This window comes from Nitrosomonas ureae (assembly GCF_900206265.1).
In the GTDB taxonomy this organism is placed as follows: Bacteria; Pseudomonadota; Gammaproteobacteria; order Burkholderiales; family Nitrosomonadaceae; genus Nitrosomonas; species Nitrosomonas ureae_C.
On the sequence record NZ_LT907782.1, the window covers coordinates 1,731,562 to 1,745,458 of the forward strand.

The 13,897-nt window shown below is 46.4% G+C and carries 19 protein-coding genes; 6 read left to right on the forward strand and 13 right to left on the reverse strand.

What is annotated here, in order from left to right; genetic code table 11:
• Positions 1-20: 20 nt before the first annotated feature.
• The 4 genes from rdgB to CPG39_RS08080 all read right to left on the reverse strand — a co-directional run bounded on the left by rdgB (position 21) and on the right by CPG39_RS08080 (position 2,836).
• Positions 21-623 (reverse strand): RdgB/HAM1 family non-canonical purine NTP pyrophosphatase, encoded by a 603-nt coding sequence (gene rdgB / locus CPG39_RS08065; RefSeq protein ID WP_096292829.1) that lies wholly within the window; start codon positions 621-623, stop codon positions 21-23.
• Between the two features lie 10 nt (positions 624-633).
• Positions 634-1,356, reverse strand: coding sequence for a ribonuclease PH (gene rph / locus CPG39_RS08070; RefSeq protein ID WP_096292830.1), 723 nt, complete (start codon positions 1,354-1,356; stop codon positions 634-636).
• A 28-nt stretch (positions 1,357-1,384) separates the two neighbouring features.
• Positions 1,385-2,191 carry a type I methionyl aminopeptidase gene (gene map / locus CPG39_RS08075; RefSeq protein WP_096292831.1) on the reverse strand — a complete coding sequence of 269 codons (807 nt, stop codon included), beginning with the start codon at positions 2,189-2,191 and terminating at the stop codon, positions 1,385-1,387.
• Positions 2,192-2,290: 99 nt separating this feature from the next.
• On the reverse strand, positions 2,291-2,836 hold the full coding sequence (locus CPG39_RS08080; RefSeq protein WP_231990248.1) for an SPOR domain-containing protein: 546 nt from the start codon (positions 2,834-2,836) through the stop codon (positions 2,291-2,293).
• 185 nt (positions 2,837-3,021) lie between these two features.
• On the opposite strand from CPG39_RS08080, the gene CPG39_RS08085 reads away from it, so the two are divergent.
• The gene (locus CPG39_RS08085; protein WP_096292833.1) at positions 3,022-3,687 is read left to right on the forward strand and encodes a c-type cytochrome; all 666 of its coding nucleotides are present in this window, start codon (positions 3,022-3,024) and stop codon (positions 3,685-3,687) included.
• Positions 3,688-3,774: 87 nt separating this feature from the next.
• Here CPG39_RS08085 and hemL read toward each other — a convergent pair whose 3' ends face one another.
• From hemL to thiD, 3 genes are read right to left on the reverse strand one after another with little or no spacing between them, the layout of a single operon-like run.
• Entirely contained in the window at positions 3,775-5,055 is a 1,281-nt protein-coding gene (gene hemL, locus CPG39_RS08090) for a glutamate-1-semialdehyde 2,1-aminomutase (RefSeq protein ID WP_096292834.1), read from the reverse strand.
• Between the two features lie 55 nt (positions 5,056-5,110).
• Positions 5,111-5,743 carry a thiamine phosphate synthase gene (thiE, locus tag CPG39_RS08095; RefSeq protein WP_096292835.1) on the reverse strand — a complete coding sequence of 211 codons (633 nt, stop codon included), beginning with the start codon at positions 5,741-5,743 and terminating at the stop codon, positions 5,111-5,113.
• Positions 5,730-6,587 carry a bifunctional hydroxymethylpyrimidine kinase/phosphomethylpyrimidine kinase gene (gene thiD / locus CPG39_RS08100; RefSeq protein WP_096292836.1) on the reverse strand — a complete coding sequence of 286 codons (858 nt, stop codon included), beginning with the start codon at positions 6,585-6,587 and terminating at the stop codon, positions 5,730-5,732. Before thiD ends, thiE begins: the two co-directional genes overlap by 14 nt.
• Positions 6,588-6,639: 52 nt before the next feature.
• On the opposite strand from thiD, the gene CPG39_RS08105 reads away from it, so the two are divergent.
• Complete coding sequence (locus CPG39_RS08105; protein WP_013646563.1) at positions 6,640-6,828, forward strand: rubredoxin; 189 nt, start codon at positions 6,640-6,642, stop codon at positions 6,826-6,828.
• A complete protein-coding gene (gene gloA, locus CPG39_RS08110) occupies positions 6,829-7,224 on the forward strand; it encodes a lactoylglutathione lyase (protein ID WP_013646562.1) in 396 nt (131 codons plus the stop codon).
• A gap of 38 nt (positions 7,225-7,262) precedes the next feature.
• Here the strand turns inward: gloA and CPG39_RS08115 are convergent, their stop codons facing one another.
• From CPG39_RS08115 to CPG39_RS08125, 3 genes are all read right to left on the reverse strand, one after another.
• Complete coding sequence (locus CPG39_RS08115; RefSeq protein ID WP_096292837.1) at positions 7,263-7,967, reverse strand: SAM-dependent methyltransferase; 705 nt, start codon at positions 7,965-7,967, stop codon at positions 7,263-7,265.
• Positions 7,968-8,024: 57 nt separating this feature from the next.
• Positions 8,025-8,408: a Co2+/Mg2+ efflux protein ApaG gene (gene apaG, locus CPG39_RS08120; RefSeq protein ID WP_013646560.1), complete on the reverse strand. Its 384-nt coding sequence runs from the start codon at positions 8,406-8,408 to the stop codon at positions 8,025-8,027.
• A gap of 126 nt (positions 8,409-8,534) precedes the next feature.
• Positions 8,535-8,762, reverse strand: coding sequence for a hypothetical protein (locus CPG39_RS08125; protein ID WP_096292838.1), 228 nt, complete (start codon positions 8,760-8,762; stop codon positions 8,535-8,537).
• Between the two features lie 426 nt (positions 8,763-9,188).
• On the opposite strand from CPG39_RS08125, the gene rpe reads away from it, so the two are divergent.
• The 3 genes from rpe to trpE are packed head-to-tail and all read left to right on the forward strand — an operon-like array spanning position 9,189 to position 12,112.
• A complete protein-coding gene (gene rpe, locus CPG39_RS08130; protein ID WP_074719496.1) occupies positions 9,189-9,866 on the forward strand; it encodes a ribulose-phosphate 3-epimerase in 678 nt (225 codons plus the stop codon).
• Between the two features lie 39 nt (positions 9,867-9,905).
• The gene (locus tag CPG39_RS08135) at positions 9,906-10,631 is read left to right on the forward strand and encodes a phosphoglycolate phosphatase (protein WP_096292839.1); all 726 of its coding nucleotides are present in this window, start codon (positions 9,906-9,908) and stop codon (positions 10,629-10,631) included.
• Between the two features lie 8 nt (positions 10,632-10,639).
• A complete protein-coding gene (gene trpE, locus CPG39_RS08140) occupies positions 10,640-12,112 on the forward strand; it encodes an anthranilate synthase component I (protein ID WP_096292840.1) in 1,473 nt (490 codons plus the stop codon).
• Between the two features lie 246 nt (positions 12,113-12,358).
• Here the strand turns inward: trpE and CPG39_RS14935 are convergent, their stop codons facing one another.
• The 3 genes from CPG39_RS14935 to CPG39_RS08155 form a co-directional block, all read right to left on the reverse strand.
• Positions 12,359-12,574, reverse strand: coding sequence for a PEP-CTERM sorting domain-containing protein (locus CPG39_RS14935; protein WP_331716174.1), 216 nt, complete (start codon positions 12,572-12,574; stop codon positions 12,359-12,361).
• A gap of 89 nt (positions 12,575-12,663) precedes the next feature.
• A complete protein-coding gene (locus CPG39_RS08150) occupies positions 12,664-13,101 on the reverse strand; it encodes a hypothetical protein (protein ID WP_145956224.1) in 438 nt (145 codons plus the stop codon).
• 78 nt (positions 13,102-13,179) lie between these two features.
• Positions 13,180-13,593, reverse strand: a complete 414-nt coding sequence (locus CPG39_RS08155) for a hypothetical protein (protein ID WP_096292843.1) — start codon at positions 13,591-13,593, stop codon at positions 13,180-13,182.
• Positions 13,594-13,897 lie beyond the last annotated feature (304 nt).

Here is a 13,897-nt window from a genome sequence, read left to right on the forward strand (position 1 = left end):
AAATTTTGTAGAAAGCAATCTCAATATTCCCCAGCACGTAAAATTTCCACCAATTTCGCCAGGGCCCGGCCACGGTGGCTGATTTGATTTTTTTCTTCCGCAGTCAATTCAGCGGAAGTTTTACCGAATTCGGGTAGATAAAAATACGGGTCGTAACCGAACCCACCTTCGCCGCGCGGCGGGTCGATGATTTCGCCGTGCCACGATCCGTCGACGATAATCGGTTGCGGATCGTCGGCATGGCGCAGCAGTACGATGACGCAATAGTAATAAGCGCGGCGATCGGTTTGCTGTTTCAGGGTTTCGATGAGTTTTTGATTGTTACGCGCGTCCGATTTAGGTTCGCCAGCGTAGCGTGCGGAATTGACGCCAGGCACGCCGTTCAGCGCTTGCACGCAGATGCCGGAGTCATCCGCCAGCGCAGGCAACCCGGAGCAACGGCTGGCGTGACGTGCTTTGGTCAATGCATTCTCGACAAAAGTGCCGTAAGGCTCATCGGATTCACTCACATCAAAATCAGATTGCGGCACCACGGTAATGGCCAGCGGTTCCAGCAATGCGCGAATTTCACGCAACTTGCCTTGATTGTTACTCGCGATTACCAGCTGTTTCAGTGTATCCATAGTGACCCGATTATTTCGCCAGCAAAACTTTTCTCTGTATCGCAATCAATTCCTGAATACCTTGTTGCGCCAAATCCAGCATGCTATCCAGTTCTTTGCGGTTGAAAGCGTTACCTTCCGCCGTGCCCTGCACTTCGATGATGCCCAGATTTCCGGTCATTACCACATTCATATCCGTATCGCATGAAGAATCTTCAACATAATCCAGATCCAGCATCGGAACGCCCTGATGAATGCCGACCGAGATCGCCGCCACATGATCCGTGATCGGCGAGGTTTCAATGAGTTGCTGATAAATCAATTTCTCGATCGCGTCGTGCAGCGCAACAAACGCACCGGTGATACTGGCCGTGCGCGTGCCGCCGTCAGCCTGGATGACGTCACAATCAAGTTGAATGGTGCGTTCGCCGAGCTTTTTAAGATCAACCGCAGCGCGCAGCGCTCGTCCGATCAAGCGTTGAATTTCCATCGTGCGTCCCGATTGCTTGCCTTTTGCCGCTTCACGCTGCATGCGGGTATTCGTCGAGCCGGGCAGCATGCCGTATTCGGCCGTCAGCCAGCCTTGACCCTGACCTCTAAGGAAAGGGGGAACTTGCTCACTGATACTGGCGGTACAAATCACTTTGGTATCACCGCATTCGATCAGCACCGAACCATCGGCGTGCTTGGTGTAATGACGAATAATGTTGACCGGGCGGATTTGCGCCGGAGTACGTTGATGACTTCGTATCATGACTGAATTTTATCTTGAGAATGAGAACCTAGTTGGAAAAACGATAAGCAGGTTTACCCGCAGTGCCTGCTGATACGGTCAGAACTTCATAACCGTCTGCGGTGACCAGAATGGTATGTTCCCATTGCGCTGACAAGCTGCCATCTTTGGTGGTGACGGTCCAACCGTCCGGCAGATGACGAATGGCCGCTTTACCCGCATTAATCATCGGCTCTACGGTAAAGATCATCCCTGGTTGCAATTCCAGCCCTGTTCCGGTCCGGCCATAATGCAATACTTGGGGGTTTTCATGAAATTTTGCGCCGATGCCATGGCCGCAGAATTCCCTGACCACACTATACCCCACCCCTTCGGCCAGTTTCTGAATGGCGTGCCCGATATCCCCTAAACGTTTACCTGGCTTGATTTCATCGATGCCCCGCCACATCGCTTCAAACGTAACCTCACATAAACGTTTCGCCTGGATAGAAGGCTCCCCCACGTAAAACATCCGGCTGGTATCCCCATGATATCCTTCATAAATCACGGTAATGTCGATATTAATAATATCTCCGTTTTTTAATTTTTTTTGACCCGGAACACCATGACAAATCTGATTATTCACCGAAGTACAAATGGATTTGGGATAAGGGGTATGCCCTGCAGGGGCATAATTCAAGGGCGCGGGAATCGTTTTCTGCACATCGACCATATAGTGATGGCACAACGAATCCAGCTCTCCAGTAGTGATGCCTGCCACGACATAGGGGTCGATGTAATCCAGCACTTCCGCTGCCAGCCGCCCTGCAATGCGCATTTTTTCTATTTCTTGCGCTGTTTTTATCAGTACCGTCATTATTAGTTTATTTGATGATTGAGTGAGAAGCTTTGAAAGTTCATTAATTTTTAATAAATTGCAACAAATTTGATAATCCTGCGTTTCTATGCGGGTATATTATAAACGCTCACACTTGCCTTGAACCAAATGCGTATCATCAAATTGCTCAACCAATTTCTGCATCTGCTCCTTAATCATTCGTGTCGGGTTATGGATAACTATATTTTTTAGCAAAACGCTGCGGTCTTCTATTCTGGCATTGGCGATACCCTTTTTTTCCATCTCCTTCAATTGTTTCAGCGCATCATTTTGATCATAAAACATACCTAGAGAAATTGCATTCTTCCATTGCGTCTCATCTTTGACGCGAAAACTGACGATGCCCAGATTTCTTAATTTATTAATTTCGCGATTGGCAGCTTCTTTATTCGAGAAAGATGGAATATACAACCAGTACATAATGGTATCACCCGATTCCTCCAGGCTATACTGAAGCTCAGGAAATAATTCCGATAAAACTGTCTGAGCATATTGGATTTGTTCCTCATAAAACTTACCCCAGATCAAACAACTTTCATGTACTGAAACCAATACTATTTTTTCAGGATTCTGTTGAGCCGGCAGGAGTTCATTTTTCTCTTCAGACAAGAGCTGCGTGCCCATTACATAAGCTATATTAACTAACAGTAAAATAATAAAGATTATTTTCATTGAAAAATAAAATATTATAATTAACAAAGATCAGCTTAATTTTGTTGTTAACGTTGTTATGCCTTGTTAAAATACGCCGTTATTTCTCGAACATGTCTAGCAATTTTTGAAAGCCTTTTAAAAACGGAATAAGAAATATGAAAATAATTAAGATGATGGTAATGCTTGCAGCATTTGCAATAGCTGCACCGATTTCGGCTGAAGCCCCCGAAGATGATGCGACACCTGCTGATACCACCCCCGCTGCACCTGCTACAGTGGAGGAAATTGCATCGGGCGTGTGTGCGGGTTGCCACAATGCGGATGGCAACAGCGTCATTCCGATCAACCCTATCCTGGCGGGTCAGCATGCCGAGTATATCACTAAGCAGCTCATGGATTTTAAAGCAACCGGCGATGAACCGCCTAAACGCAATAGCCCTGTTATGTCCGCCATGGTAGCAACGCTATCCGAGGAAGATATGAAAGCGCTTGGCGCGTATTATGCCAAACAAAAAACCACCCCAAGCCAAATAGCAGCCGATGAGAAATTAGTTGAGGCGGGAAAAATTCTTTATCACGGCGGAAACCTCGGTGATGAGATTCCTGCCTGCGCTAGCTGTCATGGCCCCACGGGTGCCGGTATCCCACCTCATTACCCTGCAATAGCCGGACAACATACAGAATATACGATGATGCAGCTGGAGCTGTTTAACAAAGCCGAGCGAGGCGGTGATGACAATAATGTCATGCAGAAGGTGCTTACCCGCATGAATCCTCTGGAGAAACGCGCCGTTTCGGCTTATATTTCCACTATGCGCTGAGTATTGTGCTCTATTAAGAAATAAAAAAGGTGGCGAGTGCCACCTTTTTTATTTTCACTTCGCATTCGTTATTAACAACAAACTGAACTACCAATTCCCAAATATTTTCTCTGCCGCAGACAGCGTCTTATCCAATTCGTTATCTCCATGCACTGACGACACAAAACCCGCTTCAAAAGCCGAGGGCGCAAAATAAATACCTTCCTCCAGCATGGCATGAAAGAATCGATTAAAAGCTAATTTATCGCATTGCATCACCTCGGCAAAGCTAGTGGGAATATTTTTACTAAAATACAAACCAAACATACCGCCAATAGATTGTGCACAAAAATCAATCCCATGATTTTTAGCTTTGGTAGCAATGCCATCGATTAATTGCTGTGTTCTATTCGACAATTTATCGTAAAAACCAGGCGCTTGAATCAACTTCAACGTAGCCAGCCCCGCTGCAACAGCCACCGGATTACCGGACAGCGTACCCGCCTGATAAACCGGACCCAGTGGCGCCAAGCATTGCATGATATCGCGGCGCCCGCCGAATGCCGCCATCGGCATGCCACCACCGATGACTTTACCCAGTGCGGTTAGATCAGGCTTGATTTGATACAGCCCTTGCGCGCATCCCAAACCGACACGAAATCCGGTCATCACCTCGTCAAATATCAACACACTACCGTTTTGCGTACACAATTCCCGCAACTTGGTGAGAAAATCAGCTTGCGGAGCAATCAGGTTCATATTGCCGGCAACCGGTTCCACAATCACCGCAGCGATTTCTTTTCCCCATTGGTTAAATGCAGCTTCGATGCCTGCAATATCGTTATAGTCCAGAACGATCGTATGACCGGCAGTTTCCGCCGGTACCCCGGCAGAACTAGGATTACCGAAGGTCAATGCACCGGAGCCCGCCTTCACCAACAAGGAATCATCATGACCATGGTAGCATCCTTCAAATTTAATGATCTTACTCCTGCCGGTAAAGCCCCGCGCCAAGCGAATTACACTCATGCCCGCTTCAGTGCCGGAACTCACCAGCCGCACCTGCTCGATGGACGGAATCAATTGACAAATCAGTTGCGCAATTTCCAGTTCGGCCTCGGTAGGTGCACCAAATGTTAATCCATTCTGTGCGGCATTCTGAACCGCCTTCACGACCTCGGGATGCGCATGGCCCAAAATCAAAGGCCCCCATGAACCGACATAATCGATATATGATTTACCGTCCGCATCCCAAAAATACGCACCTTCGCCACGTTGAAAAAAAACCGGCTCACCACCCACCGATTTAAACGCACGGACCGGGGAATTTACGCCGCCAGGAATATATTGCTGAGATTGTTCGAACAATAGATGATTACGTGAAGTCATTTAATTACTCATAAAAAAATTGATAAAGATAAAAAATAACCCGGATTAAAATACATTACAAATTTCCTGCAAATAATTGCGCGTACGCTGCCGCTCTTCCCCTAACATCTCCGGCCTGAAACAAATTACTGCAAACGGCTATGGCATCACAACCGTTATGAATAACCATTGCAGCATTAGTCAGTTGAATTCCGCCAATCCCGACAATTGGTATTGTTAATATTTGCCTCGCTTGATTGATCAGACGGATTGAAACCGGTGTTGCTTCCGGTTTGGTCACTGAGGGGAAAAAAGCCCCAAAAGCGACATAATCTGCGCCTTGTTTTTCAGCCTCAATCGCCAGGTCCAGATTGTTATAACACGACGCCCCAACAATCTTGTCTTGCCGCAAAAATTTTCTCGCATCGGATATCGAACTATCATTCCGCCCCACATGCACCCCATCCGCATCAATCTCTATTGCAAGATCAATATCATCGTTGATAATTAGAGGTATGGCATGCTTTTTGCACAACTGCAACAGCAAACCGGCTTGTTTTTTGCGCAACAAATTATCTACGGATTTATTACGATATTGAATACACTGCGCCCCTCCCACCAGTGCTTGCTGCGTCTTGTCCAGCAGTTCACCGGTATTATTCGAATCCGGCGTTATCGCATATAACCCTTTAATTTTATGATTTCTCAACGGTCATATCGCCATTCTCGTCTTCGCATTCTTCAATATCCCTGGCCCAGAACAGCCGGTTGGGAATATATTGTCCCATGCCGGGGCGGAATCCGTCTTGCAATGTATGCCAGGTATAATCCTGCGCTTCCAAGACGCTTTCGCTTATTGATAAACCGTTGGCTAATGATGCTGCGATTGCCGATGCCAGTGTACAACCCGAACCATGATAAGTATGCTCAAGCCGCTCCCATTCATCTGATCGCACGATACCTTCAGCATTAAACAAGGTATTTTTCACCTGCGCTGTATTTTCGTGCGTGCCCGTTATCAATACATATTCGCATCCCATATCCAATAATCGATGGGCGCAAACGCTCAAATCCAGCCTGCTTTCACTGCTGTCCCCATCCAGTTGGGCAAGATGCCTTGCTTCCAAGCTATTGGGTGTTAATATCGTCACCTGCGGCAACAACAATTCACGCATCGCATCAATCATTTCCTCGTTCGCAAGTTCATCTCCGCGCCCGGAAGTCAATACAGGATCCATCACTAAAGGGATATGCGGATAATCGGAAATTACCTCCGCGATAGCAGCAATAATTTCAACGCTACCCAGCAAACCAATCTTAAACACATGCACCGGCATATCTTCCAGAACGGCGCGCGCTTGATCCGCAATCCATTCGGAATCCAGCGGCATAACCTCATCTACACCTGTTGTATCCTGGACAGTGATAGCCGTCATGACAGATAAAGGATGACAGCTCAAACTGGCGATAGTCAGTATATCCGCCTGCAGGCCTGCTCCACCACTGGGGTCATTTGCAGCAAAAGAAAGTACGATTGGGGGTGGCTGTAACATGCATTAATACCGTAAAATATTATTTTAACCTAAAAGGACACTGCTATCTATCATGCCTACCGAAGAGAATCATCAATATAATCGTTATATGTGTTTAATTTGCGGCTACATCTATGATGAAGCCTTAGGATCTCCGGATGAAGGTATTGCACCCGGCACGCGCTGGGAAGATGTGCCGATCAATTGGACGTGCCCGGAATGTGGCGCACGTAAAGAAGATTTTGAAATGGTAAAAATTTAAATGCGTATTCTGCATACTATGCTTCGCGTTGGAAATCTCGAAAAATCACTTGCGTTTTATACGCAAGTTTTAGGGATGAAGGTATTACGCCGCAAAGACTACCCGGATGGCAAATTTACCCTTGCTTTTGTAGGTTACCAGGATGAAGCTAGCGGTACCGTATTGGAACTGACGCATAATTGGGATACCTCTTCGTACAATTTAGGAGAAGGTTTTGGCCACATCGCCATTGAAGTTGACGATGCTTATCAAGCCTGTGAAAGTACCAGGAAAATGGGTGGCAAAGTTACGCGTGAAGCGGGGCCAATGAAACATGGAACAACAATCATTGCATTTATTGAAGATCCCGATGGCTACAAAATAGAATTTATTCAAAAAAAACACCCTGATCAATAATCACTCAGATCAGTGGATAACATTCCTATTAAAATCAGTTATCCCTGCAATAAAAAAATCGCCGGTATTTTATTGACATCTGGTAAAGCACGCCGCCACTCTTTGATCGATTTGGTTGCAATCCTCTCACGGGAAGAGGTCAGATCGGTTGCAACGCACAAATCGGTATTGTCATTGCACACTTTGACGAGTTGCTCGAGCAGTTTCTGGTTACGATAGGGGGTTTCAATGAAAATCTGCGTTTGCTTCAGATGGATCGATATTCTTTCCAGCTCGGCTATTTTACTTGTTCTGGCTGCGCCCTCAATTGGCAAATAGCCATGAAAGGCAAATCGCTGCCCGTTTAATCCTGATGCCATCAACGCCAGCAAAATGGAGGATGGCCCAACCAAAGGCACGACAGAAATATTATTTTTATGCGCCAGCCTGACCAGACCGGCTCCGGGATCCGCCACGGCCGGGCAGCCCGCTTCGGATAACAAGCCCACATCATGTCCAGCTAATAATGGATCCAGCAAAGCTAAAAAATCTTTTGCTTGCGTGTGCTCATTCAGAATCTGGATATTCAATTCCTGCAAAGGGCATGTGCAATCCAGCTGTTTCAGAAATTGCCTCGCCGTTTTAGGATGCTCAACAATAAAATGAGAAATTTCAGCCACACATTGTTGCACCGACGCAGGCAGCGCCCAAGCGATATCGGCATGACTGATTGGCGCAGGAACCAGATAGAGCTTACCGGTCATTAAAATGTTAAAGGCTTAAAACATCACACATGCACCAGGATCTTAAAATCAGACACACTAATGCAGTGTTCTGGGAACACTCAAGATAAACTCCGGTATGGCCACATCAAAATGAAAACCATCTTCAGCCGCCATCTGATAGCTACCTTTCATTGATCCAACCGACGTAGAAATCACTGTCCCACTAGTATATTCAAAACTATCTCCCGGCTTGAGCAACGGCTGTTCGCCCACAACGCCCAATCCGCGTACTTCCTGAATCGTGCCATCACCGTTATCGATAATCCAATGCCTGCTGATGAGTTGGGTCGCAACCGTCCCGTTATTTGCAATCGTAATGGTATATGCAAACACATGCCTTTCCGATTCCTCATCCGATTGATCGGGCAGATATACGGTACGAACACTGACTTCGATTTCATACTTCTTCTCTTCGATCATCTTTTCGTTCCAAACTGTTGTACGTTCTTAGCGGTAGTGTACCAAGAAATAGTCTCAATATTGACAATCATTGCTATTCAGCTTATTGCAAATAAGTATAAAACATATCGGTCGCAAATTTAAAATTCAGATCCACGGTACATTTTCAACTTCTCCCATTCGATTAAGCTTCAATCTATTTCCATAAGCACCCTCATAATTACAAATAGCAAGAATTCCCATTTCCAAATACCACAAACCTAAATTCCAAGCATCGAAGTAAGCAGAGTCAAGCTGATCACGTTTCTTATGTTCCGGGTGAATTAGAGAATTCCTTATTTCTGTTAAAGCATGGGGGGCATCGATCCATTTCATTCCCTGACTCCGGGCAAGATCTCCAAGAGTGGAAGTTTCTGGCGGAATATTCAATGGAATTCTCAGAGAAGAGAATAGTAACCGAAACTTATCGGATGCCCAGAGATTCTTAAATCCATCTCCAGTTACAAGATGTTTAACTTTTACTGCATATTCATAGGAAAGACGTTCGATAGCTGCTTGGGTTAGGATGATTCCGGCACCAATACCGCGCGATGAAAAATTTGCGTTTAATTGGATTACACCACCCAGCCTCTAGCAAATGAAAGAAAATAACATAGTATCGTTAAGCATTCACTTGATCGTCTCTAAGATAAACAATCCGAAAGGATTATCAAAAAATTTATCCATTAACAATCACTCTTTTACGCGCAGTCTTACATTTGCGGTTAAAATAGCGGATTTGAATATTGAGAGGTCTTTTCCATGTACCGTTTAGCACCCAGCATACTTTCCGCTAATTTCGCCAAATTGGGTCAGGAAGTCACCGATGTGATTGACTCAGGCGCGGATATCGTACATTTTGATGTAATGGACAACCATTATGTCCCCAATCTCACCATTGGCCCCCTCGTTTGCGAAGCTATTCGCCCGGTTACCGATGCCATTATCGATGTGCATCTGATGGTGCAACCGGTGGATCGAATTATTCCCGATTTTGCCAAGGCTGGCGCCAATATCATTTCATTCCATCCGGAAGCCTCGAATCACATCGATCGCACCATCGGATTGATTAAAGAGCAAGGCTGCAAAGCAGGACTGGTGTTTAACCCGGCTACGCCACTGCACTACCTGGATCATGTGCTCGACAAACTGGATTTGGTTTTGATCATGTCGGTCAATCCAGGGTTTGGCGGACAGACATTCATTCCCGAAGCGCTGAACAAGTTGCGTGCTGTCAGAAAACGTATCGACGCCAGTGGTAAAGACATTATGCTGGAAATTGACGGTGGCGTGAAAGTGGATAACATAGCTGAAATCGCTCGCGCCGGAGCCGATACTTTCGTCGCGGGCTCTGCGGTGTATCAGGCTGGCAAGGATGCCGACCCGCATCGATATGACAGCATCGTCGCCGCATTCCGGGCTGAACTGGCAAAAGTTTAACCCGTCACAACTTTAATATATTGCTTTTCCACTATTCCAATGAATCATAGCTCCTCTAGTCACACGGCTTCAGTTAACAAAACAGCATTCCCGATAGCGATCAAGGTCATCATGATCGATCTGGACGGCACGTTGCTCGACACCGCTGAAGACCTCGCCTTAGCCGCAAACCTGATGTTGAAGGATTTGGGCATGCCAGAACAATCGACAGCAACAATTCGCTCCTATATCGGTAAAGGCATACAAAAACTGGTCAAACGCACCTTGACCGGGCAATTGGATGCAGAACCCGATACTGCTTTGTTCGCCAAAGCACTGCCGATTTACGAGCAGCATTACGCCAACAATTTAAGCGTCAATACGCGTCCCTATGCTGGCGTGGTTGAGGGCATACAGGTCATGCAACAAGCGGGCTACAAATTGGCCTGCATCACCAACAAAGCTGAAGCATTTACCCTGCCACTGCTGCATGCCACAGAGCTATTTGACAAATTCGAGATTGTACTTTCGGGCGACAGTCTACCTAAGAAAAAGCCCGATCCGATGCCGCTCACTCATATTTGCAAATACTTCGATGCGCAACCGCATGAGGCACTGCTGATCGGCGATTCACTAAATGACGCTATCGCCGCCCGAGCGGCCGGTTGCCATGTATTCTGCGTACCGTATGGTTACAACGAAGGGCGCGATGTGTACGAACTGGATTGCGATGCCATCGTCGATACCTTGCTGGATGCAACAAAATTGATTAAAAGTATCGCTTAGCATCCCCCATGACCGAGGCCGAATTCAATCTGCTCGCGCAGCAGGGATACAATCGCATTCCAATCGTTCTGGAAACTTACGCGGATCTTGATACCCCTTTATCGATTTATCTGAAACTGGCCAACCAGCCTTACTCCTATTTATTGGAATCGGTGCAGGGCGGCGAACGCTTTGGCCGATTTTCGATCATCGGACTACCGGCAGCAACGCGCATGGTCGTGCATGAAGACACCATCACCCTAATCAATCAGGGTGGATCGGAAACAGTCACGGTTGATGACACCCTGGCCTACATTGAGTCCTATCTGGCACAATTTAAAGCGGCTCCCTGCCCGGCCGGAAATTCCCGTTTCTGTGGCGGCTTGGCGGGCTATTTCTCATACGATACGGTGCGCTACATCGAGCATAAACTGAGAGGCCAGGCCAAATCGGATCGCTTGAATACCCCGGATATTTTGCTGCTATTGTCCGAAGAACTGGCCGTGGTAGACAATCTCTCCGGCAAACTCTATCTGATCGTGTATGTTGATCCGGCTCAGGAAAACGCTTATCAGACCGGACGTCAGCGGCTTAAAACCCTGCTGGAAAAATTACGTCAACCGGTAACGATTCCAGACGAACAAGCTGTCGCTCCCGGCACAGCAGTTGCGGAATTTCCTGAAACCGCGTTCAAAGCCGCTGTCGAGCGGGCCAAACGCTATATTTTCGATGGCGATATCATGCAAGTGGTGTTATCGCAACGCACCAGCAAACCCTATACTGCATCGCCACTGGCGCTTTATCGCGCGCTGCGCAGCCTCAATCCTTCGCCCTACATGTTCTTCTATCACTTTGATGATTTTCATGTAGTCGGCGCGTCGCCGGAAATACTGGTGCGTCTGGAAGGCGACACGGTCACCGTACGTCCGATTGCCGGCACACGCCCCCGCGGCAAAACCCCCCAAGAGGATGCCGCACTGGCAACCGACCTGTTAGCCGATCCGAAAGAAATCGCCGAACACGTTATGCTGATGGATCTGGGCCGCAATGACATCGGTCGCGTGGCACAAACCGGAACCGTCAAAGTCACGGAAAAAATGCAAATCGAAAATTATTCCCATGTCATGCACATCGTATCGAATGTCGAGGCCAAGCTAAAGCCGGAACTGAGCGCAATTGACGTACTGCGCGCCACTTTCCCGGCCGGCACAGTAAGCGGCGCACCCAAAGTGCGCGCGATGGAAATCATTGACGAACTGGAAGTCTCCAAACGCGGCGTGTACGCCGGAGCGGTTGGTTATCTTGGGTTTAACGGCGATATGGACTTAGCCATTGCGATTCGTACCGGCGTGATCAAGGACGGTCAACTGCACGTGCAAGCAGGCGCGGGCATCGTAGCTGATTCAATCCCTGAAAACGAATGGGTAGAAACACAGAATAAAGCCAAAGCCATTCTTCGTGCTGCGGAACTGGCCGAGAATGGGCTGGATAGTAAAATTTAAAAAATGCCTATGCTCCGCCCTGGTGGATCAAGTTCATCTCAATCAAAAATTAGTGCTATTCTTCTTTCTCAATCTACGATCTCGAAAAGAAACAAATTGTTCGTCATAAGAATATCCCCATCCAACGAACGAGTAGAGTTCTTCTTCGGAAGCACAAAGATTCCTAATTCTGATATTTTTTGTTTTTTTTCCACTCAGCAAAAATGAGAACTTCGACTTCCGTTATCTACAACATTCACATTTGATTCACGTAGTCATGCCTTTTCTCCGGTGTACTACAAAACCCAACAAACCAAGACCTGCAAGCAGCATGACATAGGTTGAAGGTTCAGGTACCGGCGTTACCGGCACTAGCAACAACCCTCTTGGTCCATCAAGGGGATGACCAGCAGCAAATATTGTTCCAGTGCTAGATTCAGTTTCAAATTTGACAATCTGATTGAGACCTTTGCACGGTGTCATGATCGGTACGAAAATAAGGCAAAAATTTGCGAAAAAGCAGAGTTTACACGAGGTAAATGAGCATTTTTCGCGAATTTTTAATGCAATTATCATGCCGCGTAGTAACCGTGCAAAGGTCTCTGATTATTAAAATAGCTAGCCACTAAAATATCACCATCTTTAGTAAATACCACATTATTGGGGCCGGATAACTCCTGATGAAATGATTTAACTAATTCTCCAGTAACAATATCATAAACAAGTAGTTGGCTACCGAAATAGTCGCTGACATACAGCATACCATCAGGTCCAAAGGTAACAGAACCTGCTGAAAACGCCTCTGGCGTCGATAAAGTACCTAACGACGCACCGGTCACACCATCAAAACGATCAATGTGATCTTGAAACGATCCCACGTATAGATTGCCGTCAGGGCCCCAATCTAATCCCCAGTAACCTTCTCCTGAATGACCCGTGGCAAAGGCTTCCATCGATTCTCCAGTCTTTCCATCAAAGCGAAGTACCGTGGAGTTACTAGCATCGCCCACGTAGAGGTTCCCATCTGATCCGAAGGCCATAAAACCTAGGTGGGAGGTTGTCGAGGCTGTTCCAAATGTGCCAAGAAATTATTCCCCTGTCTCACTATCAAACTTCAACACACGCGGGTCCCTTGTGGGGAAAATTTCAGTGTAATTCGTGCTAACATACAACTCTCCGTCTGGACCAATGGTCATACCCATGGGAACATTCATATTTCCAGAACCGGCACTTACCAGAACATCGACAAAAGCACCTGTTTCTGCGTCATAACGAAGAATGTTTCGACCCTCGCGATCGCTGACCAATAAATACTCACTGGTTGCATACGCCGGAAAACCCAGCAGTAGCATAGCGAGCCCGGGGATCCACAACCACGCAATGTAATTTGTTGGAGCAAGACCCCATGCCTTCATGCGGGTTAACTTATTAGCAAAAACAGTAAAAGAGCTTAAAGAAGAGCCAAATAAAAAAATAATCAGAATATTTATACTTTTCAACATACTATTTCTCCTTCATAAAATTTATTACATTTCGATAAAAACTAGTGATTAACTCACACAGTCCTGAATACCATACACATAACCATACATCCTCGTATTATTTGGAATACCGTCTCATCTGAATCAGAGGCAAGGTGTGTTGGTCTACCATGCATTCTTAATTAAATAATAACCAAATGATTAATAATCATTTTATAAACCATGAGCTATAATACTTCAGCCATAGAGCTATTTTCTCAGTATCACAATTCATTTTTTCATGGTTACTGTGAGTCAATTTGATTTAAATCAACTTAAAGTAAAT

What these genes read in the sequence shown, in the direction of transcription:
- rdgB (WP_096292829.1), bottom strand. Translation starts at nt 623, where the DNA reads ATGGATACACTGAAACAGCTGGTAATCGCGAGTAACAATCAAGGCAAG.
- rph (WP_096292830.1), bottom strand. Translation starts at nt 1,356, where the DNA reads ATGATACGAAGTCATCAACGTACTCCGGCGCAAATCCGCCCGGTCAAC.
- map (WP_096292831.1), bottom strand. Translation starts at nt 2,191, where the DNA reads ATGACGGTACTGATAAAAACAGCGCAAGAAATAGAAAAAATGCGCATT.
- CPG39_RS08080 (WP_231990248.1), bottom strand. Translation starts at nt 2,836, where the DNA reads ATGGGCACGCAGCTCTTGTCTGAAGAGAAAAATGAACTCCTGCCGGCT.
- CPG39_RS08085 (WP_096292833.1), top strand. Translation starts at nt 3,022, where the DNA reads ATGAAAATAATTAAGATGATGGTAATGCTTGCAGCATTTGCAATAGCT.
- hemL (WP_096292834.1), bottom strand. Translation starts at nt 5,055, where the DNA reads ATGACTTCACGTAATCATCTATTGTTCGAACAATCTCAGCAATATATT.
- thiD (WP_096292836.1), bottom strand. Translation starts at nt 6,587, where the DNA reads ATGTTACAGCCACCCCCAATCGTACTTTCTTTTGCTGCAAATGACCCC.
- CPG39_RS08105 (WP_013646563.1), top strand. Translation starts at nt 6,640, where the DNA reads ATGCCTACCGAAGAGAATCATCAATATAATCGTTATATGTGTTTAATT.
- gloA (WP_013646562.1), top strand. Translation starts at nt 6,829, where the DNA reads ATGCGTATTCTGCATACTATGCTTCGCGTTGGAAATCTCGAAAAATCA.
- CPG39_RS08115 (WP_096292837.1), bottom strand. Translation starts at nt 7,967, where the DNA reads ATGACCGGTAAGCTCTATCTGGTTCCTGCGCCAATCAGTCATGCCGAT.
- apaG (WP_013646560.1), bottom strand. Translation starts at nt 8,408, where the DNA reads ATGATCGAAGAGAAGAAGTATGAAATCGAAGTCAGTGTTCGTACCGTA.
- CPG39_RS08125 (WP_096292838.1), bottom strand. Translation starts at nt 8,762, where the DNA reads ATGAAATGGATCGATGCCCCCCATGCTTTAACAGAAATAAGGAATTCT.
- rpe (WP_074719496.1), top strand. Translation starts at nt 9,189, where the DNA reads ATGTACCGTTTAGCACCCAGCATACTTTCCGCTAATTTCGCCAAATTG.
- CPG39_RS08135 (WP_096292839.1), top strand. Translation starts at nt 9,906, where the DNA reads ATGAATCATAGCTCCTCTAGTCACACGGCTTCAGTTAACAAAACAGCA.
- trpE (WP_096292840.1), top strand. Translation starts at nt 10,640, where the DNA reads ATGACCGAGGCCGAATTCAATCTGCTCGCGCAGCAGGGATACAATCGC.
- CPG39_RS14935 (WP_331716174.1), bottom strand. Translation starts at nt 12,574, where the DNA reads ATGACACCGTGCAAAGGTCTCAATCAGATTGTCAAATTTGAAACTGAA.
- CPG39_RS08155 (WP_096292843.1), bottom strand. Translation starts at nt 13,593, where the DNA reads ATGTTGAAAAGTATAAATATTCTGATTATTTTTTTATTTGGCTCTTCT.